Source organism: Streptomyces sp., assembly GCF_035644915.1.
Lineage (GTDB): Bacteria > Actinomycetota > Actinomycetes > Streptomycetales > Streptomycetaceae > Streptomyces.
In genome coordinates, this window is record NZ_DASQNP010000156.1 from 1 (window position 1) to 21,546 (window position 21,546).

General features: G+C 74.0%; 17 protein-coding genes, 2 pseudogenes and 1 riboswitch. Of the genes and pseudogenes, 12 read left to right on the forward strand and 7 right to left on the reverse strand.

Going from position 1 to position 21,546, the window contains the following annotated elements:
* Together VE546_RS17775 and VE546_RS17780 are read right to left on the reverse strand one after the other, a co-directional pair.
* Positions 1 to 234: pseudogene (locus tag VE546_RS17775) on the reverse strand (hypothetical protein); the annotation flags it as partial.
* A gap of 255 nt (positions 235 to 489) precedes the next feature.
* Positions 490 to 1,692, reverse strand: coding sequence for a low temperature requirement protein A (locus tag VE546_RS17780; protein ID WP_324923433.1), 1,203 nt, complete (start codon positions 1,690 to 1,692; stop codon positions 490 to 492).
* Positions 1,693 to 2,024: 332 nt separating this feature from the next.
* Here VE546_RS17780 and VE546_RS17785 point away from each other — a divergent pair, with 332 nt between their 5' ends.
* From VE546_RS17785 to VE546_RS17795, 3 genes are all read left to right on the forward strand, one after another.
* Complete coding sequence (locus VE546_RS17785; RefSeq protein WP_324923435.1) at positions 2,025 to 2,480, forward strand: Lrp/AsnC family transcriptional regulator; 456 nt, start codon at positions 2,025 to 2,027, stop codon at positions 2,478 to 2,480.
* A gap of 227 nt (positions 2,481 to 2,707) precedes the next feature.
* Positions 2,708 to 3,529 carry a carbon-nitrogen hydrolase family protein gene (locus tag VE546_RS17790; RefSeq protein WP_324923437.1) on the forward strand — a complete coding sequence of 274 codons (822 nt, stop codon included), beginning with the start codon at positions 2,708 to 2,710 and terminating at the stop codon, positions 3,527 to 3,529.
* Positions 3,530 to 3,581: 52 nt separating this feature from the next.
* Entirely contained in the window at positions 3,582 to 5,288 is a 1,707-nt protein-coding gene (locus tag VE546_RS17795; RefSeq protein ID WP_324923439.1) for an NAD(P)/FAD-dependent oxidoreductase, read from the forward strand.
* Positions 5,289 to 5,324: 36 nt separating this feature from the next.
* Here VE546_RS17795 and VE546_RS17800 read toward each other — a convergent pair whose 3' ends face one another.
* Entirely contained in the window at positions 5,325 to 6,380 is a 1,056-nt protein-coding gene (locus VE546_RS17800) for a LacI family DNA-binding transcriptional regulator (RefSeq protein WP_324923441.1), read from the reverse strand.
* A 375-nt stretch (positions 6,381 to 6,755) separates the two neighbouring features.
* Between VE546_RS17800 and VE546_RS17805 the strand changes: the two genes are divergently transcribed.
* From VE546_RS17805 to VE546_RS17820, 4 genes are all read left to right on the forward strand, one after another.
* Positions 6,756 to 8,261 carry an alpha-N-arabinofuranosidase gene (locus tag VE546_RS17805; RefSeq protein WP_324923443.1) on the forward strand — a complete coding sequence of 502 codons (1,506 nt, stop codon included), beginning with the start codon at positions 6,756 to 6,758 and terminating at the stop codon, positions 8,259 to 8,261.
* 114 nt (positions 8,262 to 8,375) lie between these two features.
* Positions 8,376 to 9,731 (forward strand): ABC transporter substrate-binding protein, encoded by a 1,356-nt coding sequence (locus tag VE546_RS17810; RefSeq protein ID WP_324923445.1) that lies wholly within the window; start codon positions 8,376 to 8,378, stop codon positions 9,729 to 9,731.
* Positions 9,732 to 9,843: 112 nt separating this feature from the next.
* Entirely contained in the window at positions 9,844 to 10,740 is an 897-nt protein-coding gene (locus VE546_RS17815) for a sugar ABC transporter permease (RefSeq protein WP_324923446.1), read from the forward strand.
* On the forward strand, positions 10,737 to 11,669 hold the full coding sequence (locus VE546_RS17820; RefSeq protein WP_324923448.1) for a carbohydrate ABC transporter permease: 933 nt from the start codon (positions 10,737 to 10,739) through the stop codon (positions 11,667 to 11,669). Before VE546_RS17815 ends, VE546_RS17820 begins: the two co-directional genes overlap by 4 nt.
* A 21-nt stretch (positions 11,670 to 11,690) precedes the next feature.
* On the opposite strand, the gene VE546_RS17825 is transcribed toward VE546_RS17820, so the two are convergent.
* A complete protein-coding gene (locus VE546_RS17825) occupies positions 11,691 to 12,470 on the reverse strand; it encodes a DUF5995 family protein (protein WP_324923450.1) in 780 nt (259 codons plus the stop codon).
* A 191-nt stretch (positions 12,471 to 12,661) separates the two neighbouring features.
* On the opposite strand from VE546_RS17825, the gene VE546_RS17830 reads away from it, so the two are divergent.
* Genes VE546_RS17830 through VE546_RS17840 form a run of 3 tightly spaced genes read left to right on the forward strand, consistent with a single transcriptional unit; the run spans position 12,662 to position 14,671 of the window.
* Positions 12,662 to 13,126, forward strand: a complete 465-nt coding sequence (locus VE546_RS17830; RefSeq protein ID WP_324923452.1) for a nuclear transport factor 2 family protein — start codon at positions 12,662 to 12,664, stop codon at positions 13,124 to 13,126.
* A complete protein-coding gene (locus tag VE546_RS17835) occupies positions 13,123 to 14,049 on the forward strand; it encodes an NmrA family NAD(P)-binding protein (RefSeq protein WP_324923454.1) in 927 nt (308 codons plus the stop codon). The genes VE546_RS17830 and VE546_RS17835 overlap by 4 nt, the downstream gene beginning before the upstream one ends.
* A 10-nt stretch (positions 14,050 to 14,059) precedes the next feature.
* Positions 14,060 to 14,671, forward strand: coding sequence for a TetR/AcrR family transcriptional regulator (locus tag VE546_RS17840; protein ID WP_324923456.1), 612 nt, complete (start codon positions 14,060 to 14,062; stop codon positions 14,669 to 14,671).
* Positions 14,672 to 14,725: 54 nt separating this feature from the next.
* Here the strand turns inward: VE546_RS17840 and VE546_RS17845 are convergent, their stop codons facing one another.
* The 3 genes from VE546_RS17845 to VE546_RS17855 form a co-directional block, all read right to left on the reverse strand.
* Positions 14,726 to 16,144, reverse strand: coding sequence for a uracil-xanthine permease family protein (locus VE546_RS17845; RefSeq protein WP_324923458.1), 1,419 nt, complete (start codon positions 16,142 to 16,144; stop codon positions 14,726 to 14,728).
* Positions 16,145 to 16,330: 186 nt separating this feature from the next.
* Positions 16,331 to 17,845, reverse strand: coding sequence for an amidohydrolase family protein (locus VE546_RS17850; RefSeq protein ID WP_324923460.1), 1,515 nt, complete (start codon positions 17,843 to 17,845; stop codon positions 16,331 to 16,333).
* Positions 17,846 to 18,013: 168 nt separating this feature from the next.
* The gene (locus VE546_RS17855; RefSeq protein ID WP_324923462.1) at positions 18,014 to 19,246 is read right to left on the reverse strand and encodes an MFS transporter; all 1,233 of its coding nucleotides are present in this window, start codon (positions 19,244 to 19,246) and stop codon (positions 18,014 to 18,016) included.
* 362 nt (positions 19,247 to 19,608) lie between these two features.
* Here VE546_RS17855 and VE546_RS17860 point away from each other — a divergent pair, with 362 nt between their 5' ends.
* Both VE546_RS17860 and VE546_RS27995 read left to right on the forward strand, forming a co-directional pair.
* Positions 19,609 to 20,853, forward strand: coding sequence for an ROK family transcriptional regulator (locus VE546_RS17860; protein ID WP_324923464.1), 1,245 nt, complete (start codon positions 19,609 to 19,611; stop codon positions 20,851 to 20,853).
* A 58-nt stretch (positions 20,854 to 20,911) separates the two neighbouring features.
* A riboswitch (FMN riboswitch) is annotated at positions 20,912 to 21,042 on the forward strand.
* A gap of 165 nt (positions 21,043 to 21,207) precedes the next feature.
* Positions 21,208 to 21,546 (forward strand): annotated as a pseudogene (locus VE546_RS27995) (riboflavin biosynthesis protein RibD); the annotation flags it as partial.

Genomic DNA, 21,546 nt, shown 5'->3' on the forward strand with positions numbered 1-21,546 from the left:
CGCCGCGGCGCTGTAGCTGCTGGCCCGGGCGTGGTCGCCGTCCTTGACCAGCCTGCCGTGCAGGGTGAAGGCCGCGTCGCCGATCGCGGCCAGGTCCTTCTGCTTTACCGTCAGGTCGCCCTGCGGAGCGCCTCCGCCGCCTCCGCCGCCGTCGGCCTGGTTCAGCCGCATCTGGGTGGACTTCCGCTCAGCGGCGGCGCTCACCAGTCGGCTCCACTCGTCGTCGAACGACACACAACCTCCCCCGTGCCGATAACTTCCGTACCATGCGCGGGCACACGCTATAGAAGCGGAGGGCGGCGGTGCCAGCGCGGGGCGGGCGGCGGCCGCGCGGGGCGCGGCGGTTCCCCGGTTCCGGCGCGGCGCGGGATGACCGGTTCGCGCCGGTACGCCCCGGCGGCATGTCCGGAAGGGGAAGACATGGACTTCCCTGTCCGCACGGAAACCGGGGGCGTGTGGCGATTGTGTGGAGATCCGGCCCGGTCGACCTCAGCCGGCGGCCTCCGGCTCCACCGCCCGCGCCGCACGGGACGGCCGGTGCCTGCGGTGTTCGGTGGCGATCACCACGCCGACCAGGGTGACGGCGGTCAGCTCCAGGGGCACGGGCGTGAAGGGCGTGAGCAGCACCAGGACCGCGCCGAGGAGACAGGCGGCCTCGGTGCGGCGGTCCGAACCGTGCGGCCTGAGGTGGAAGAACCAGACCGTGATCAGGAACGCGGCGGTCGGCACCGCGACGGCGGCACCCGCCCCGGCCGTCGTCAGCCCCTCCGCGTGGTGGGTCACCTGGTCGATCATGACGGCGATGCCCGCGCCCGCGGCGGCGATGGAGCAGAAGATCCCGTAGTGGCCGTAGCTCCAGGAGAAGGCCAGGCTCCGCTGCCGCAGGAAGAGGTGCGCGGGGCGCAGGGTGTAGAGCCACCACATGGCGCAGACGAGGGCGAATCCGGACAGTGCCAGCTTCACCAGGACCCCGACCGGCCCCTCGTCGTCCAGTGCGGACTTCACGGCCAGCGTCGCCGACAGCACCGACTCGCCCAGCACGATGATGGTGAAGAGCACGTAGCGCTCCGAGATGTGGCCGCGGTGCCAGGGGGTGTTCCGGTGTTGCTCGGCCCACCACGGGATCGCCAGCTCCACGAGGAACAGGACCACGAAGGAGGGCACGCCGATGGGTTCGGCGACCGCCAGGCGGGCGACCCAGGCCACCTGGATCACGGTGATGCCCAGGGCGAAGCGCAGCGCGGCGGGCCGCATCCGGGGGAGGGCCACCGCCACCCGCAGCCACTGGCCGACCAGGGCGAGCCGCATGATCACGTACCCCGTGACACCGATCGCGAAGTTGCCGTCGAACGCCCGGCCGATGCCCGCCGCGAGCACCAGGACGCCGAACATCTGGACGAAGGCGCCGAAGCGGAAGATCAGGTCGTCGGAGTCGAAGGCGGAGGCGAACCAGGTCCAGTTCACCCAGGCCCACCAGATGGCGGCGAACACCAGGGCGAACCCGAGGGCCCCGTCGGCGGCGTGTCCGTCCACCACCGCGTGGTGGAGCCGTTCCGACACCTGTGTCACCGCGACCACGAAGACGAGGTCGAAGAGGAGTTCCAGCGGAGTGGCCTGGCGGTGCGCCTCCTCCGGGTCGCGGGCGGGCATGGTCACGAAGCGGTCGTGGAACCGGGCGATAACACCGCGCATGAGGCGAGACTAGGGCATATGGCTACGGCCCTCCATCGAAGGGCCCGCGCCCGGGCGGCCTCCGCCGTCCCGGCCTCCATCGATCGCTCCGGCTCCCGTCCCTCGCGGTGCGTGCTCCTCGTACCGCTCCCGGCACGCGGGGTGTGCGGGTGGTGGCACCGGGTGCCGGTGGTCGGCCGGCCGTGCGCACGGTCCTGTCCGGTGCGGCCCCGTGGTGCGGGCCGGAGGGGCGGGGTGTGCTGTACTTCGCCTGACATGAGGTGCCGCGACCGGGACGGGCGCGGCGCCGGGAGCACCACCCGCGCAGAGAACAGAGAAGCGACCCACCCGCAGTGCGACTGAACCAGCTCGACGAACGCATCGTCCACGCCCTCGCCGAGGATGCCCGCCGCTCCTACGCCGACATCGGGGCCGAGGTGGGCCTGTCCGCCCCGGCCGTCAAGCGCCGGGTCGACCGGCTGCGCGAGCAGGGCGCCATCACCGGCTTCACCGTACGGGTGGACCCGGTGGCGCTCGGCTGGGAGACCGAGGGCTTCATCGAGATGTACTGCCGCAGCAAGACCTCCCCCGAGGACATCCGCCGCGGCCTGGAGCGCTATCCGGAGGTGGCGGCCGCCTCGACCGTGACCGGTGACGCGGACGCCATCGTGCAGGTCTTCGCCTCCGACATGCGCCACTTCGAGAGGGTGCTGGAGCGGATCGCGGGCGAGCCGTTCGTCGAGCGCACCAGGTCGGTGCTGGTCCTCTCCCCGCTGCTGCGCCGCTACGGCTCGGGTTCGCCCGCCTGACGGACGGGCCTGGACGCGGACCCGGACGCGGCCCGCGGCGAGCCGTGCAACGAATCGACGGATGCCGCCCGGAAGACGCAACGAATCGATGCATGGTGCGCAATGGGTGCGCCTTGTGGGGCGTGAGGGGCTGATCGTACCGTCGAAACGTTCCTGCTGAGACGTCCGGATCCTCCGGGACGTCCACGCCCAGCACGGCCGTACGACACGACAGAAGAAGAGGTTCCATGACGCCGCTGCGCACCGCGCTGCTCCAGGGCCCCGGCGGTGTCCCCGGCTCCACCGCGGACAGCCTCGCCGCCCTCGACCGCGCCGCCGGCCGGGCCGCCGCCGCGGGGGCCCGGCTGCTGGTGGCCTCCGAGCTGTACCTGACCGGGTACGCCCTCGGCGAGAGGGTGGCGGAGCTGGCCGAGCCCGCCGACGGCCCCGGCGCCCGGGCGGTGGCCGGCATCGCCGCCGCGCACGGGCTCGCCGTCGCCTACGGCTACCCCGAGCGCGCCGGGCGCGAGGACGGCGGGGTGTACAACTCCGTCCAGCTCATCGGCCCCGACGGCACCCGGCTCGCCAACTACCGCAAGACCCACCTGTACGGCGAGTTCGAGAACGCCCGCTTCGTCCCGGGCGACACCCCGGTCGTCCAGGCCGACCTCGACGGCGTCCGCGTCGGGCTGCTGGTCTGCTACGACGTGGAGTTCCCCGAGGCCGTCCGCGCCCACGCCCTGGCGGGGACCGAGCTGCTGCTGGTGCCGACCGCCCTGATGCGCCCCTACGAGATCGTCGCCGAGACGGTCCTCCCCGCCCGCGCCTTCGAGAACCAGCTCTACATCGCCTACGCCAACCGCTGCGGCACCGAGGGCGAGGGCGCGGGGGAACTCTCCTTCACGGGGCTGAGCTGTCTGGCCGCCCCCGACGGCACGGTCCGCGCCCGCGCCGGAACGGGGGAGGACCTGATCACCGCCGACGTCGATCCGGCGCTGCTGAGGGCGTCGCGCGCGGCCAACCCGTACCTGCGCGACCGCCGCCCCGAGCTGTACGCGTCCCTCGTCTGAGCCCGGCCCGGGCCGATCCCCGGGCCCACGCACCACCCAGGAGAACCCCCTCATGACCTCCACCGTGCCCACCGCCGTCCACGACGAGCAGCACGCCGAAGCCCGGACCGAGCCGCCCATCACCATGTTCGGCCCGGACTTCCCGTTCGCCTACGACGACTACCTCGCCCACCCGGCCGGCATCGGCTCGGTGCCCGCGACCGAGCACGGCACCGAGGTCGCGGTGATCGGCGGCGGCCTGTCGGGGATCGTCGCCGCGTACGAGCTGATGAAGATGGGGCTGAAGCCGGTGGTCTACGAGGCCGACCAGATCGGCGGACGGCTGCGCACGGCCGGCTTCGAGGGCTGCGACCCCGAGCTGACCGCCGAGATGGGCGCGATGCGCTTCCCGCCGTCGTCCACCACCTTCTGGCACTACGCGAACCTGGTGGGCCTGGAGACGACGCCGTTCCCCAACCCGCTGGCCCCCGACACCCCCTCCACCGTCGTCGACCTCAAGGGCGAGACCCACTACGCCCGCACCCTGGACGACCTGCCGGACGTCTACCGCCAGGTGATGGACGCCTGGAACGCCTGCCTGGAGGAGGGCGCCGACTTCTCCGACATGCAGAAGGCCATCCGCACGCGCGACGTGCGGCGCATCCGCGAGATCTGGGCGCCCCTGGTGGAGAAGCTGGACAACCAGACGTTCTACGGCTTCCTGTGCGACTCCCCGGCGTTCTCCTCCTTCCGCCACCGCGAGATATTCGGCCAGGTCGGCTTCGGCACCGGCGGCTGGGACACCGACTTCCCCAACTCCATCCTGGAGATCCTGCGGGTGGTCTACACCGGCGCCGACGACGACCACCGCGGCATCGTCGGCGGCAGCCAGCAGCTCCCGCTGCGGCTGTGGGAGCGCGAGCCCGCCAAGCTGGTGCACTGGCCCGTCGGCACCTCGCTGAAGTCCCTGCACGACGGCGCGCCGCGCCCGGCCGTGACCCGGCTGCACCGCACGGCGGGCAACCGGATCACCGTCACCGACGCCACCGGGGACGTCCGCACCTACCGGGCCGCGGTCTTCACCGCCCAGTCGTGGATGCTGCTGTCGAAGATCGACTGCGACGACGACCTGTTCCCCATCGACCACTGGACGGCGATCGAGCGCACCCACTACATGGAGTCCTCCAAGCTGTTCGTGCCGGTGGACCGGCCGTTCTGGCTGGACAAGGACGAGCGCACCGGCCGGGACGTGATGAGCATGACGCTCACCGACCGGATGACCCGCGGCACCTACCTGCTGGACAACGGCCCGGACAAGCCGGCCGTGATCTGCCTCTCCTACACCTGGTGCGACGACTCCCTGAAGTGGCTGCCGCTGAGCCCGCGGGAGCGGATGGAGGTCATGCTCAAGTCGCTGCGGGAGATCTATCCGAACGTCGACATCCGCAAGCACATCATCGGCAACCCGGTCACCGTCTCCTGGGAGAACGAGCCGTACTTCATGGGCGCCTTCAAGGCGAACCTGCCGGGCCACTACCGCTACCAGCGGCGGCTGTTCACCCACTTCATGCAGGACCGGCTGCCCGAGGACAAGCGGGGCCTGTTCCTGGCCGGCGACGACATCTCCTGGACGGCCGGCTGGGCCGAGGGCGCGGTGCAGACGGCGCTCAACGCGGTGTGGGGCGTGATGCGCCACCTCGGCGGCTCCACCGACCCCTCCAACCCCGGCCCGGGCGACGTCTACGACGAGATCGCCCCGGTCGAGCTCCCCGAGGACTGAGCGGCGCCGTGGGGCGTGACGCGGGCAGGATCCGCGTCACGCCCCGGCCGCTCCGGCCCTGCCGACCGTGCTCTCCCGGACGACCAGGCGGTAGTCCGCCTCCACCTCCCGCACCTGGAGCACGCCGCCCCCGCCCCGCCGCCCGGCGCGGCCGGGGCCACTGATCCGGGCGTCCAGCAGCTCCACGGCGGTACGGGCGATCTGGCCCTTGTCGGGGGAGACGGTGGTCAGCGTCGGGGTGCTGTACCGGCCGTCCTCGATGTCGTCGAAGCCCGCCAGCGCCAGGTCCTGCGGCACCCGCAGGCCGGCGGCGAGCGCGGTGCGCAGCGCGCCGAGCGCCAGCAGGTCGTTGAAGCAGAAGACCGCCTGCGGCGGCTCGTCCAGCTCCAGCAGCCTGCGCATCAGCGCGGCGCCGTCGGCGCGGTGGTACGCCCCGGTCGGCGGGACCAGCCGCTCGTCATAGGGCAGTCCGGCGGCCTGGAGGGCCTGCCGGTACCCGGCCAGCCGCAGGTGGGCGGTGTTGGCGCTGGGGTTCTCCTGGGCGCCGATGGCGCCGATGCGGGTGTGGCCGAGGGAGATCAGGTGCTCGGTCATCTCGCGCGCGGCCCGCTGGTTGTCGATGGCCACGTGGTGGGTGGGGCCGTCCAGGATGCGCTCGCCGAGCAGCACCAGCGGGGTGTCGTCGGTGCGGGCGGCCAGCTCCTCGCGGCCGACGGTGATGGGGCTGAAGATGAGCCCGTCGATGAGCTGTTCCCGGATGCCCTGGAGGACCTGGCGCTCGCGGTCGGCCAGGCCGTCGGTCTGGTCGATCAGCACGGTCCAGCCGCGCTCGGCGGCGGCGTCGATGACGAACCGGGCCAGCTCGGCGAAGTAGGGGGCGTCCAGCTCGGGCAGGGCCAGGGCGATCACGCCGGTGCGCCCGCGGCGCAGGTTGCGGGCGGACAGGTTCGGGCGGTAGTCCAGCTCGGCCAGGGCCTTCTCGACCTTCTCCCGGGTGTGCGGGGCCACATAGGTGTAGCCGTTGACCACGTTGGAGACGGTCTTGACCGACACCCCGGCCCGCGCGGCCACGTCCTTGAGGCTGGCGCCCACATGCATCACCTCCACCGGCACCCGGGGGTGCCCCTTCGCGAAGCGGTCCGACCACCCTGACACACCCCTGACACACCGTCGGGGGCGGTGCGGGCGGGCTCGGCACCCAGTGCCACCCGGGATGCGCCCGCGCGGTTCCCCCGGTGTGGAACAACGGGGACCGCGCCTATTTACAACGCTGTTTCAACGATGTAATCGTATCAGCGCACGGCAGCCTCCCGGCTCGGTGACAGCACCCGGACACCGGAAGAACACCTGGTCGGCGGCCCGTGACAGCGGACTCGTACGCGGTGAGCGTGCCCCGCGGGCGGGGGCCCGCCTCCCCGCCCCCGCCCGCGGCGCCCCTCACCCCCTCCAGCTCCAGGGAGTTCCCCCATGCCCACGGCCCGTCTCACCCTCGACCCCGGCTTCCGCATCGGCGCCGTCGACCGGCGCCTGTTCGGCTCCTTCGTCGAGCACATGGGCCGGTCGGTCTACACCGGCGTCTTCGAACCGGGGCATCCGGCGGCCGACCCCGACGGCTTCCGCACCGACGTCCTGGACCTGGTCCGCGAACTCGGCGTCACCCTCGTGCGCTACCCCGGCGGCAACTTCGTCTCCAACTACCGCTGGGAGGACGGGGTCGGGCCCGTCGAGGAGCGCCCCACCCGCCTGGACCTGGCCTGGCGCAGCGTGGAGAGCAACGCCTTCGGCCTCAACGAGTTCATGGCCTGGGCCGCCAAGGCCGGCGTGGAGCCGATGATGGCGCTCAACCTCGGCACCCGCGGCACCGCCGAGGCCCTGGCCCTGCTGGAGTACGCCAACCACCCCGGCGGCACCGCCCACTCCGAGCTGCGCCGCTCCCACGGCGTGCCCGACCCGCACGGCATCCGGCTGTGGTGCCTGGGCAACGAGCTGGACGGCCCCTGGCAGATGGGCCACAAGACCGCCCACGAGTACGGTCGGCTGGCCGCCGAGACCGCCCGCGCCATGAAGCGCTTCGACCCCTCCCTGGAACTGGTCGCCTGCGGCAGCTCCAACGCCGACATCGACACCTTCGCCTCCTGGGAGGCGACCGTCCTGGAGCACACCTACGAGTTCGTCGACTACGTCTCGCTGCACGCCTACTACGACCCCGCCGCCGACGACCCCGACTCCTTCCTGGCCAGCGGCGCCGGGATGGACCGGATGATCGACGCGATCACGGCCACCGCCGACCACGTGGGCGCCAGGGTGCGCAGCCGGAAGAAGATCAAACTCTCCTTCGACGAGTGGAACGTGTGGTACCAGAGCCGCTTCGGCGGCGAGGACTCCCTGCAGTGGCAGGCCGCCCCCCGGCTCATCGAGGACGTCTACGACGTCACCGACGCCGTCGTCGTCGGCAGCCTGCTGATCACCCTGCTGCGCCACGCCGACCGGGTCGGCGCCGCCTGCCAGGCGCAGCTCGCCAACGTCATCGCCCCGATCATGACCGAGCCCGGCGGCCCGGCCTGGCGGCAGACGATCTTCCACCCCTTCGCGCGGACCGCCCGCCACGCCCGCGGCACGGTGCTGCGGGTGGAGCCGGACTCGCCGGTGATCGAGACCGCGAAGTACGGCGAGGTCCCGGCGCTGTGGGCCACCGCCACCCACGACGAGGAGAGCGGCGAGATCGCCCTGTTCGCCGTCAACCGCGACCGCACCGCCCCCCTCACCCTCACCGCCTGCCTGCGGCCCTTCCCCGGCGCCCGGGTGGTCGAGCACCTGGTGCTCGCCGACGACGACCCGACGGCCGCCAACACCGCCGACCACCCCGACCGCGTCCGGCCGCGCCCGGTGGACGGCACCGGGACCGACGGCGACACCCTCACGGTGGAGCTGCCGCCGGTCTCCTGGACCATGATCCGGCTCGCCACGCGCTGACCCTTCCACCGGACCCTCCCGCCGGACCCTCCCGCCGGACCCCGCGCCGACCCCCCACGCCTCCCCTCCCTCCGCCGCCCCGGGCGGCCCGACGCCCCTCACGAGGAGCACGACATGAGCGCCACACCCACCCACGGCACCCCCCTCCAGCGCAGAGCCTTCCTCGGCATCGCCGGCGGCCTGGCCGGCACCGGCCTGCTCACCGCCTGCGGCGGGGGCACCAAGCTGGGCGACGACGGCGGCGAGCCCGACGACGCGCCGAGCTTCTCCGGCGGCGAGTACGACGGGCCCAAGGTGACCCTGCAGTACTGGAACGGCTTCACCGGCGGCGACGGCCCGCACATGCGCGCCATGGTCGAGGCGTTCAACAAGGAGTACGCCGGCCGGATCGAGGTCAGGAACACCACCCGCCGCTGGGAGGACCTCTACCCGGCCATGCCCACCGCCATCACCGCGGGCAAGGGCCCCGACGTCGCCGTCATCCACAACGACTGGGTCGCCACCTTCGCCGCGCGCAGCACCCTCGTCCCCCTGGACGACGTGGTCTCCGCGCTGGGCACCAAGGAGTCGGACTTCATCCCGGCCGTGTGGCGGGCGGGGATCTACCAGGGCAAGCGCTACAGCGTCCCGCTCGACGTGCACTGCCTGGCCGACTACGCCAACACCCGGCACCTGACCCGCGCCGGACTGGACAAGCCCCCGACGGACCGCGCCGGCTACGAGGACGCGCTCGCCGAACTGAAATCCGCCGGGATCAGGAACCCGTTCTGGATGCCCAACAAGTGGCCCGCGCACCTGATGTTCATGTCCCTGCTGTGGCAGTTCGGCGGTGAGCTGTACAGCGAGGACGGCACACGGGCGCTGTGGGGCTCGGAGGCGGGCGTCGAGGCGCTGGCCTGGATGCGCGAGCAGATCACCAAGGGCCACAGCCCCGCCCAGGTCGCGCAGGACGCCCAGTACAACGCCTTCAAGAACAACAAGGTCAGCTTCACCTGGGACGGGATCTGGCAGATCAACGACCTCAAGGCCAACGCCCGGGACCTGACGTGGCAGATGGCGCCGCTCCCCGTCATCGGCGACCGGGCCGCGGTGTGGAGCGCCTCGCACAACTTCGTGCTCACCTCGCAGGCGGCCAGGGACGACAACAAGGTGCAGGCCGCCAAGTTCTTCATCGACTACATGAGCAAGCAGTCCACCCAGTGGGCCAAGGCCGGGATGATCCCCGCGCGCAACTCCGTGCGCGAGCAGGCCGAGGTGGCGAAGCTGCCGCAGACCGCCCTGGCCAAGGACATGGAGGTCTTCCACTTCCTGCCCGCCCTGCCCGGCGTCGGCGACGTCCAGTCCAAGGCGCTGGAACTGGCCGTCCAGAAGGCGGTGCTGGGCCGGGCCAAGCCCGCCGAGGCGCTGGCCGAGGGCGTGCGGACGGCCGACAAGCTCCTGGCGGAGAACAAGCAGAAGTACGCGAAGTGAGGCACCCGAAGTGGCACTGCGGCTGACCGCACGGCCGACCACCGGGCAGGCGGGGGCGGACGGGGCCGGGCGGGCGGGGGCGGACAGAGCCCCCGCCCGGGGCCCGTCCCGCGTGACCACCCGCCCCTACCGGTGGTGGACGCCGTACGTCTTCATGGCGCCCTACCTGGCGCTGTTCGCCACGTTCGTGCTGGCCCCGATCGGCTACGGCCTGTGGATCAGCCTCCACGAATGGGACATCAACGTCTCCGCCAAGCCCTTCACCGGGCTGGACAACTACCGCGAGCTGTTCGACCCGGAGAGCGTGGAGGGGCCGCGCTTCTGGGCGGCGATGCGGGCGACCGGCGTCTTCACCGCGCTGTCGCTGCCGTTCCTGCTCGTGGTGCCGCTGTTCGTGGCGCTGCTGATGAACGGCCGCTTCCGCGGGCGGAACCTGTACCGGGCGGTGTACTTCGCCCCGTACGTGCTCGGGGTCGCCGTCGTCGGCCTGCTGTGGCGCTTCCTGCTCGACGGCAACATCGGCACGGTCAACCACTACCTCGGGGTGCTCGGGCTGCCCGACGACGTCCAGTGGACGACCGACACCCCCGCCGCCTGGTGGGGCCTGGTGGGCGTCACCGTCTGGTGGACGCTCGGCTTCAACGCCGTCATCTACCTCGCCGGCCTCCAGGACATCCCGGCGGAGCTGTACGAGGCCGCCCGGGTGGACGGTGCGGGCCCCTGGCAGCGGTTCGTGCACGTCACCCTGCCCGGGCTGCGGCCGGTGCTGCTGTTCGTGGTCAACGCCACGCTGCTGGCGTCGGCCAACATGTTCGGCCAGTCCTACCTGATCACGGGCGGCGCCCCGGCGGACGAGACCAAGACCGCGATCTTCCTGATCGCCGAGACCGGCCTGCGCCGCTTCGAGATGGGCACCGCCTCGGCGATGAGCTTCGTGCTCGCCCTGGCGCTGATGGCCGCCAGCGCGGTGCTCTTCCGCATCTTCCGCGACCGGCAGGAGGACCGATGACCCCCACCCGCACCCCGACCGGACCGGCTCCCGCGGTGCCGGCGGACCCCGGCGGTCCGGCCGCCGGCGGGCGGCGTCCGGCGCCCCGGTCCGGCCCGGTGGCCCGGCGGCGGCTGCGCCGGTCCCTGCTCCACCTGGTGCTGGCCGTCGTCGCGGCGCTCTACCTCAGCCCGCTGCTGTACATGCTGGTCACCTCGTTCAAGACCCGGGGCGAGGCCGGGGCCACCGAACCGCGGTGGATCCCCGACCCGTTCACCCTGGACGCGTACCGGCACGTGCTGGGCTCCACCGACAGCCCGGTGATGCAGTGGTTCCTCAACAGCCTGCTGGCGGCGTCCGCCCACGCCCTGCTGGTGCTGGCCACCGCGGCCCCGGCGGCGTACGCGCTGGCCCGGATGGACTTCCGAGGCCGGGGCGTGGTCTTCGCCGGGATCGTGGCCACCCTCTTCGTGCCCCCGGTGATCCTGCTGGTCCCCAACTTCCTGATCGTCAACGAGCTGGCCTGGGTGGACAGCCTGCCCGCGGTGATCGTCCCGGCGGCGGCCGGCGCGTTCGGCGTCTTCTTCCTGCGGCAGTTCTTCCTCACCCTGCCCGCGGAGCTGGAGGAGGCCGCCGAGATCGACGGCTGCAACCGGTGGCAGATCTTCGTGCGGGTGATCCTCCCGCTCTCCCGCCCCGCCCTGGTCACCCTCGCGCTGCTGTCCTTCCTGTCCAACTGGAACGACTTCCTGTGGCCGCTGTACGTGCTGCTCAGCCCCGAGTCGCTGACGCTGCCGGCGGGGCTGGCCAACTTCCAGGGCGCCAACAACATCCGCTACGACCTGCTGATGGCCGGTGCCGTCATCGCCAGCGTCCCCGTGCTGCTGCTCTACGTGGTGGCGCAGCGCTGGGTGATCGAGGGGGTGTCCCGCTCGGGCCTGAAGGGATGAGGCGTTCTCGGGGGCGGGCCGTCAGGCCGGGTGCGCCGTGCGCTCCGCGTGCGTCCCCGGGCAGCGCTCCAGCGGCGTGAGCAGGCAGCGGCCGACCAGGCCCACCCCCGCGTCCAGGCGGCGGGTGAACTCCTCGGCCAGCTCCGGCAGCCGCCGCATGCCCCACAGCAGGCGCGCCGCCGACCAGGCCGCGTCCCGGGCCCGCTCCATGCTCCAACTGGCCACCAGGTGGGTGAGCGGATCGGCCACGTCCAGCGGGTCGGGGCCGGGCATCAGGTCCTCGCGCACCCGCTCCTCCAGCCCGACCAGGACGTCCCCGATCCGGTCGAAGGCGCCCTGGAGGGCGGCCGGTTCGCAGCCGTGGGCGCGGGCGGTGTCCACCACCGCCAGCGGCAGGTCGTGCCCGATGTGCGCGTTGATCCCCGCCAGCGCGAACTGCACCGGGTGCACCCCGGGGTGGTGGCGCGCCCGGAACAGCGGGCGCCAGCAGGCGGGGACGCGCGCGCCGGCGGCCTCCCGGTCGACGGCGGCCAGGTAGCGGTGGGCGAAGACCGCCGCCAGGCCCTCCGCGGTCCGCGGGCGGGGGAGGAGTCCGTCGGCCAGGTGCCGCCGCACCGCCAGGGTCACGGTCAGGTAGACCCGGTTGAAGACCGCCACCCCGTCGTGCCGCGGCAGCGCCTCCCGCAGCGCGCGCATCCGCGCGACCACCGCGTCGAGCCCGCCGGTCCCGCCCGCCCCGCCCGCTCCGCCCGAGGGGCCCGTCCCGGCGGCGGCCCCCGTTCCGTACTGTGTCATCGCCATGTACGTACGGTGACAGGCGTGTGCTCTCCGTGAGGGTCCCAGCGGGATCTCCCCCCTGATCGGGCGTCCTCCGAACGGGGGGCGGTCGGCGGCCGCACGCTCCGGTCCTCCTTGACGTACGTCGGGACGGTACCGTACCGTCCGTGATAATGGACGGTACGGTACCGTCCCGACGAAATCAGGGGAAGACGATGACCGCACCCGACGACGCCCGGCGGCGGCGCGCCCACGCACTGGTGGACCGCCTCCAGGACCGCCTGCTCGCCCACGACATGGACGGCTTCGCCGACCTGTGGGCGCCCGACGGCACCATGGACTTCCCGTTCGCCCCGCCCGGCTGGCCCCGGCCACGCGGCCGGGAGGAGGTGCGCGCCTACCTGCGCGACTACACCGACCACGTCGACCTGCGCGCGATCACCCACCAGAAGCGCCACGAGACCGGCGACCCCGACACACTGGTCCTGGAGTGGGGCGTGGACGGCACGGCCCTGGCCACCGGCAGGCCGTACCGCATCGACTACGTGGCGGTGATCACGGTCGGCGAGCAGGGCGTGGTGTCCTACCGGGACTACTGGAGTCCGCTGGCCGCCGGCCACGCGCTGGGCCGGCTGCCGGAACTGGTGGCCGCCACCACCGGTGAGGAGCGCCCCGCATGAGCGCCGTACGGCGGACCGGGGACGGGAGGATCCTGGTGCTCGGCGCCTCCGGCAACACCGGCGCCCCCCTCACCGCGCTCCTGGCGGACCGGGGCGCGGCGGTGCGCACGGCGACCCGGCGCACCGTCCCCCCGGACGGGGGCGAGCACGTGCGCTTCGACTGGGGCGACCCCGCCACCCACGCCCCGGCCCTGGCGGGCGTCGGGCGCGTCTACCTCGTGGCGCCGGTGGGAGTGGCCGATCCCGTGCCGCTGGTCGAACCGTTCCTGGACCGGGCGCTGCGCGCGGGGGTGCGCAGGGTGGTGCTGCTCGGCTCCTCGGCGGTGGCGGCCGGCGACCCGGGGCTCGGCGAGGTCGAGGCCCTGGTGCGCTCGGCCGTGCCGGAGTGGGCGGTGCTCAAACCGTCGTGGTTCATGCAGAACTTCACCGGTGTCCATCCCCTCGCCGAGGGCATCCGGAGATCCGGGGAGATCGTCACCGCCACCGGCGACGGACGGCTGGCCTTCGTCGACGCCCGGGACATCGCCGCGACGGCGGCGGCCCTGCTCCTGGAGGAGGAGTGGACGAACGCCGAACACCTCGTCACCGGCCCCGAGGCCCTCGGCTACGCGGACGCGGCGGCCCTGCTGACCGAGGTGACCGGCAGACCGGTCCGGCACGTGGACGTCAGCCCCGAGACCCTGGCCGGACGGCTGGTCGCGGCGGGGTACGAGGCCGGCTTCGCCGCCGCCCTGGCCGCGCTGGACACCCTGGTCCGGGAGGGCGGCCAGGACGCCGTCGCCGACACGGTCCAGCGGCTCACCGGGCGCCCGCCCCGCTCCCTGCGCGCATTCCTCACCGAGCACCGCGACCGCCTCGCCGTACCGGCGGACCGCCCGGAACGGCCGACCCGGCGCGACGGTGCCGCACCGTCCGGTGGCTAGGGTGAGCGCCATGGACAGCGGAGCACGCAGGAAACCCAGCGGAGCGGCCGTCCTCAGGCCCGAGCTCACCGACGCCATCGTGGAGATCACCCTCGACGAGCTCGCGGAGAAGGGCTTCGGCCGGATGTCCATGGAGGCGGTGGCCAGGCGCGCGGGCGTGGGGAAGAGCGCGCTCTACCGCCGCTGGCCGTCCAAGCAGGAACTGGCCGTCGACGCCATGTCCCGCCTCAGCGTCCCGCTCGCCGAGGCCCCCGACACCGGTTCCCTGCGGGGGGACGTGCGGGCCGTGCTGGAGGCGACCCTGTCCTGGCTGGACGACCCCCGGCTGGGGCGGATCCTCACCGACCTGGTGGCCGAGGCCCGGCGCAACGAGACGCTGGCCCGGGCACTGGCCGCCGCCGTCGGCGAGCCCCGGCGCGCCCGGGGCGAGGTGGTCCTGGACCGCGCGATCGCCCGGGGCGAGCTGCCCGCCGGGGTCGACCGGGAGATCGCGCTCGACCTGTTCGCCGCGCCGCTGTTCTGGCACCTGGGGGTGCGCCTGCTGCCCGTCACCCCGGAGTACCTGGACCGCCTCACCGACGTGCTGACGGCCGCCCTGACCGCGGGGAGGACCGGGCCGTGACCGGCGGCGCACCGCCGCGTGCCGTACCGGCGGCCCGGCGGCGCACCGCCGCGCCTACCGCTTCCCGGCGCCGGCGGCCGGGCCGGTGCCGGCGTCGTCGTTCCCGGTGTCGTAGGTGGAGGTGCCCTCGTCCAGCAGCGGTTCCTGCTCGCGCAGGTGCGCCGGGGCCAGCGCCCGCAGTACGTGGTAGCCGCTGAGGACGACGATGGTGCCCAGGGCGATGCCGTTCAGCTCGAAGTTGTCGGTGATCTTCAGGGTGACGCCGCCGACGCCGATGATGACGCCCGCCGCCACCGGCACCAGGTTCAGCGGGTTGCGCAGGTCCACGTTGCCCGCGAGCCAGATCTGCGCGCCCAGCAGGCCGATCATGCCGTAGAGGATCACGGTGATCCCGCCGAGCACCCCGCCGGGGATCGCGGCGATCACCGCGCCGAACTTCGGGCACAGCCCGAACAGCACCGCGAAGCAGGCGGCGGCCCAGTAGGCGGCCGTGGAGTAGACGCGGGTCGCGGCCATCACGCCGATGTTCTCGGAGTACGTGGTGGTGGCCGGGCCGCCGACCGCGGTGGACAGCACCGTGGCCGCGCCGTCGGCGCCGATCGCGGTGCCCAGCGCGTCGTCCAGCCGGTCGCCGGTCATCTCGCCCACGGCCTTGACGTGGCCGGCGTTCTCGGCGATCAGCGCGATCACCACCGGCAGCGCCACCAGGATCGCCGACCACCGGAACTCGGGGGCGTGGAGGGAGGGCAGGCCGATCCAGTCCGCCTCGGCCACCGCCGAGAGGTCCAGCCGCCAGTGGTCGACGGCCTCCCCGCCGCCCGCCGGAGAGTGGATCTTGCCGAAGAGGAGGTCGAAGAGCCAGGAGACGGCGTAGCCGAAGACCAGGCCCAGGAAGATCGCGACCCGTGACCAGAAGCCGCGCAGGGCCACCACGGCGAGCCCGGTGAACAGCATGGTCAGCAGCGCCGTCCACTGGTCCTGCGGCCAGTACGTCGAGGCCGTCACCGGCGCCAGGTTGAAGCCGATCAGCATCACGACCGCGCCGGTGACCACGGGCGGCATCACGGCGTGGATGACCCGCGCGCCGAACCGCTGCACCACCAGGCCGGCCAGCACCAGCACCACGCCGACCACCAGCAGCGCCCCGGTGATCGTCCCGCTGTCGCCGCCCGACGCCCGGATCGCCGCGGCGACCCCGACGAAGGAGAGGCTGGAGCCCAGGTAGCTCGGCACCCGGCCGCGCGTCAGCAGCAGGAACACCATGGTGGCGACGCCGGACATCATGATGGCGAGGTTGGGGTCCAGGCCCATGAGGACGGGGGCCACGAAGGTGGCGCCGAACATGGCCACCACGTGCTGTGCGCCCAGCCCGGCCGTCCGCGGCCACGACAGCCGCTCGTCGGGTCGTACGACGGCTCCGGGCGCGGGCGTCCGCCCGTCGCCGTGCAGGGTCCAGCGCAGGCCGAGGCCCATGGGTGCTCCGTTCCGTGCGGGGAAGCGCTCAGGTGTACGAGCGGAATTGACCGGTCCACATGCTACGGGCCGCTCCCGGGGTTGTCAGGCGCCGGTCCCGCCGGGGACGCGCCCCTCCTGACCAGCGGCGGAACCCCGCGCCGCGGACGGCGGTCCGTCCGCACCGGCCGTCCCGTGCCGGGGCCGCTACGCCCCCGGTCCGCGGCGCTCCGGCTCGCCGTCGCCGTCCGGGGAGGCGTAGGTGTAGGGGCCGGTGACCGGCTCGGCGTCCGGGAGTCCGGGTTCGCGGGCGGCCCGCCACTCCTCCTCGCCCATCGCGCCGCGGAAGTGCTCGACGGTCCCGGCGGCAGCGGCGGCGGCCGCGCGGGCGGCGACCGGGGCGTCGCCGAGCAGTTCGTGCCCGTACTTGACCACCGTGCCGTCGACCATGACGGTGTGGACGTCGCCGCGGCCCGCCTGGAAGACGACGTGCCCGTAGGGGTGGACGACCGGGTGCATCACCGGCGACCGGTCGTTCTTGACCAGGACGAGGTCCGCCTTCTTGCCGGGCGTGATGCTGCCCGTCACGGAGTCGAGGCCGAGGGCCCGCGCACCGCCCAGGGTGGCCCACCGCACGACGTCCTCGGCGCGCAGGCGGTTGTGGACCACGGTCTTGCCGGCGCTGTGGGCGGCCATGTGCTCCCTGGCCCGGTCGGCGCTCAGGGTGGAACGCATGGCCGAGAACAGATCGGCGCTCCACCACATGCCGGAGTCCACCGACAGGGAGACCGGTATGCCGTACCTGCGCAGCCGCCAGGTGGGCGGATAGCCCTGCCCGGCGTTGAGCTCGCTCTCGGCGGAGACCGAGACGGTGCCGCCGGTGGCCGCGATCCGGTGGTAGGAGTCCGGGGACAGGGACGCGGCGTGCACGTAGGTCACCTCGGGGGTCATGAAGCCGTGGTCCCACATCAGCCGGATGCCGTCGTCGTTCGTGGCGCCCCACACCCCGGCGTGGGTGGTGACACGCAGCCCCATGTCGCGCGCCGCCTCGAACGCGGCCCGTTCGGGGAAGGCCGGGTCGCCGGTGACGTCGAAGGCCAGTTGGAGGCCGAGCATGTCGTCGCCGGGGGTGAACCGGCGCGCCGCGAAGGACCGGAAATCGGCGCCGCCGGCCCACTCCCAGGGGGCGCCGAGCAGATTGCCGTAGGCCAGCACGTAGCGGCCGGGCGTGGCCCGCAGGGCGTCCACGGCGGCGTCGGCGTGCTCCGGGGTCCGCAGGCCGTGCGACCAGTCCAGGGTGGTGGTCACCCCCGCGTCGAGCGCCTCGACGGCCGCCAGGAGGTTCCCGGCGTGGATGTCCTGCGGCCGGAAGAGCCTGCCCCAGTTGAGGTAGCAGAAGGCGAAGTACTGGCTGAGGGTCCAGTCGGCGCCGATGCCGCGCAGCGCCGTCTGGTACATGTGGCGGTGGGTGTCGACCATGCCGGGCATCAGGATGCCGCCGGAGGCGTCGATCTCGGCCGTTCCCCCGGGAACGGCCAGGTCCCGGCCGACCGCCTCGATGCGCTCCCCGGCGACCAGCACGTCCCCGTCCTCGACGAAACCCCCGGTGTCCACGGTCAGCACCGTGGCCCGGCGGAAGACGACGGGGCGGCCGGGGACGAGGTCCCCCGGGCCCGTGGCCGGACGCGGGGAAGGTCCGGCGGAGGCGGTGTCCATGGTCATGGTCGGGCGCTCCTGGAGGGGGAGAGGGGCGGAAGGCGTCGTCGGGCGGGGCGGCAGGGCACCGGTGCCCTTGAGGATGCTCCGGCCCGGGCGGCCCCACACCACGCCCGCACGAGATCGCGCCATTCCCGGGCGGGGCGCCGGGTGATCGCCGGCGCCCCCGGCCCTCTAGCCCTCCGGCGACAGCCGCTCGCCGGCCGTGTCCGCCGGAGAGCCCGCCACCGGACCCGCCGGGGCCGGCCGCAGCACCCCGGCCCCCGCCACCAGACCCAGCAGCAGGACGGTGATCATGCCGAAGGAGACCGACAGGGAGGTGAACTCCGCGATCCACCCCACCGCCGCCGGGGCCGCCAGCCCCGAGGCGTACGCCAGGGTCGCCACGCCCGCGATGGCCTGGCCGGGCGCGCCGGGGGCGCGGCCCGCCGCCGCGAAGCACAGCGGCACCACGACCGCGATGCCCACGCCGACCAGTGCGAAGCCCGCCACCGCCACCGGCGGCGTGCTCGCGGCCACCACCAGGGCGCCGCCGGCGGTGGCCAGCACGCCGCTGATCCGCACGGTGCGCACCGGGCCGAGGTGGCGGACGACGGCGTCGCCGGCCAGCCGGGCGGCGGCCATGGTGCAGGCGAACGCGGTGTACGCACCGGCCGCCAGGCCCGGCGAGGCGCCCGTCTCGTCCCGCAGGTAGATCCCCGCCCAGTCCATCGAGGCGCCCTCGGCGAAGACCGCGAAGAAGCCGATCGCCCCGATGGCCAGCACCCCGCGGCCGGGCAGCGCGAAGTGCGGCGGCTCCTGGAGGCCCGGCTCGGCCCGCACGTCCAGCGTCCGGCGCGCGGCCGCCACCGAGACCGCGGCGAGCACCGGGGCGGCCAGGGCGAGGTGGATCCGGGCGTCCAGACCGGCGTGCGCGGCCAGCGCGCCCGTCGCCCCGCCGAGCAGCGCGCCGACGCTCCACATCCCGTGCAGGCCCGACATCACCGACCGGCCCATGCGTTCCTCGACCTGCACCGCGTGGGCGTTCATCGCCACGTCCGCGATGCCCAGACCCGCCCCGTAGAGGAACAGGGCGCCGCACAGCCAGCCGAACCCGGGGGCCGGGGCGGGCAGCGCCACCCCCGCGCAGCACAGCGCGATCAGCACCCGCAGCGCGGCGCGCGGCCCGTGGCGGTGGGACAGCCGCGCCGCCAGGGGCATCGAGGCGGCGGCCCCCACCGTGGCGAAGACCAGGGCGACCCCCAGCCAGCCGGTGCTCAGTCCCAGGTGCTCCTGGATCCAGGGGATGCGGGTGGCGAAGCTGCCGCTGACCGCCCCGTGGGCGGTGAAGACCACGGCGACGGCGCGCCGCGCGCGCACCACCCGTTCCCGTTCGCTGTCCCGCCCGGTGTTCCTCCGGTCGTGCACGGACCCGTCCCCTCCCATGTGTCCCACCCGTCCTGCCGCTCCGTCCGCTCCGGTTTCTCGCGCGTTCTGTCCGTTCCGTCCTTCCCGCTCCGCTCAGTCTTCCCGCACGCCGGTCCACGCACCTCCGGTGCCCCGGACCGGCCCCGCCGCCCCGGCCGGGGAGATCGTCAACTTCCTTTTGCCGATGGGCGGTTGGTCCTTCGATCGGGGCGGGCGGGGCGCGATGTTCCCGGCGACCGCGCCGTGCGGGGCGACGGCCGCGGCGATGGAGCGCCGGGCCCACCGCAGGGGGGAAGTCGGCATGGGCGCAAACTATCAGGAAGCCTGCCTGATAGAAACAGGACGTCTGCGAGGATTCCGGCATGACCCCTGCGCGTACCGCATCGCCCCGCACGGCCCGGGCCATCAACGACCGGATCGCGCTGGAACTGCTGGTGGAGCACGGCCCCCTGACGGCCGCCCAGCTCAAGGAGCTGACCGGGCTGTCCCGGCCCAGCGTCGCCGACCTGCTGCAGCGGCTCGGCGACGACGGCCTGGTCCGGGTCGTCGGCGAGGCGGGCGCGGCCCGGCGCGGCCCCAACGCGCGGCTGTACGGCCTGGTCGCCGACCGCGCCCATGTCGCGGCCGTCGACGTCCGCACCGGCAGCGTCTCCTTCGCCCTGGCCGACCTGGCGGGCGCCACGGTCGGCCACGCCGAACTCCCCGTCGCGGGCGGCGAGGGCGGCGAGGACGGCAAAGGGGCCGGGGACCCCGTGGCGCGTACGGTGGCCGCCCTGGACGAGGCGCTGCGCGGGGCCGGCGTGACCGCGCTGCACACCGTCGTCGTCGGCGCCCCCGGCATGATCGACCCCGCCACCGGCGCCCTCGGCCGCAACACCGCCCTGCCCGCCTGGCACGCCCGCGTCCCGGCCGCGCTCCAGCGGCACCTGGGCGTGCCGGTGCTGCTGGAGAACGAGGTGAACCTCGCGGGCATCGCCGAACACCGGCTCGGCGCGGCCCGCGGCCGCGACACCTTCGTCCTGCTGTGGCTGGGCCACGGCGTGGGCGCCGCGGTCGTCCTGGACGGCAGGCTCCGCCGCGGAGCCTCCGGCGGCACGGGGGAGATCGGCTTCCTGCCGGTCCACGGCACCGCCGGGCTGCCGTCGGCGACCGCCTGCGACCACGGCTTCCACTCCCTGGCGGGCGGCGCGGCGGTGTGCGCGCTGGCCCGCGAACACGGCCTCCAGGCACCGCCGTACGACCCCGCCGACGGCGCCCGCGCCGCGGAGACGGTGGTGCGGACCGCGGCGGCGGGCGAGGCGGGGGCCGGGGGAGAGGCGTTCCTGGACGAGTTGGCCGGCCGGATCGCCGTGGGCGTCGCCGCGATCGCCTCCGTGCTCGACCCCGGCTGCGTGGTCCTCGGCGGCGAGGTGGGCCGGGCCGGGGGACGCGCCCTCGCGGACCGGGTCGCCGGGCGGCTGGCCGGGATCTCCCCGCTGGCCACCGAGGTGCTGTGCGGCACGGTCGAGGGCAGTCCGGTGCTCGGCGGCGGCCTGCTCACGGCCCTGGACGCGGCCCGCCGGGAGCTGTTCGCGCCGGAGCCGGACGCCCGCGACCGGGCCCTGTGATCCAGCCCACAGTCTGTGGCCCGTGCCGGACATGGCACACTGGTCGGGTACCAACGTCAAGCGCACTCCGGGGTCGGTGAAACTCCGAACCGGCGGTTACAGTCCGCGACCCGACCGCTGCCAGCGGCCGGTTGACCAGGTGAAATTCCTGGACCGACGGTCAAAGTCCGGATGGGAGGCAGTGCGCGGCGGGCCGCGAGCCGGCCGGTACGCCGTCGTCGGCGGACGTCCACGCGCCCCTGTCGGGCGCCGTGGGACCTGCCGGCCCCGGCGTTCCCGACCGTCCCGCGGGGCCGCCCGGTCGTTTCCGCACCGAAGCCCCGGAGTCCGTGCCCGAAGAGGCAGGAGGACCCGGTGGCCGCCCCCGCAGCCGCAGAGCACACCGCGCGAGAGCGCGAACGCGCCGCCATGCGCCGAGCCGTCGCCCTCGCCGCCCGCGGCCTGGGCTCCACCAGCCCCAACCCCGTCGTCGGCTGCGTCGTCCTCGACGCGTCCGGCCGGGTGGCCGGCGAGGGCTGGCACCAGCGCGCGGGAGGCCCCCACGCCGAGGTCCACGCCCTCGCCGAGGCCGGCGGTGCCGCCCGGGGCGGCACCGCCGTCGTCACCCTGGAACCCTGCGACCACACCGGCCGCACCGGCCCGTGCACCCGGGCCCTCATCGACGCCGGCGTCGCCCGGGTGCTCTACGCCGTC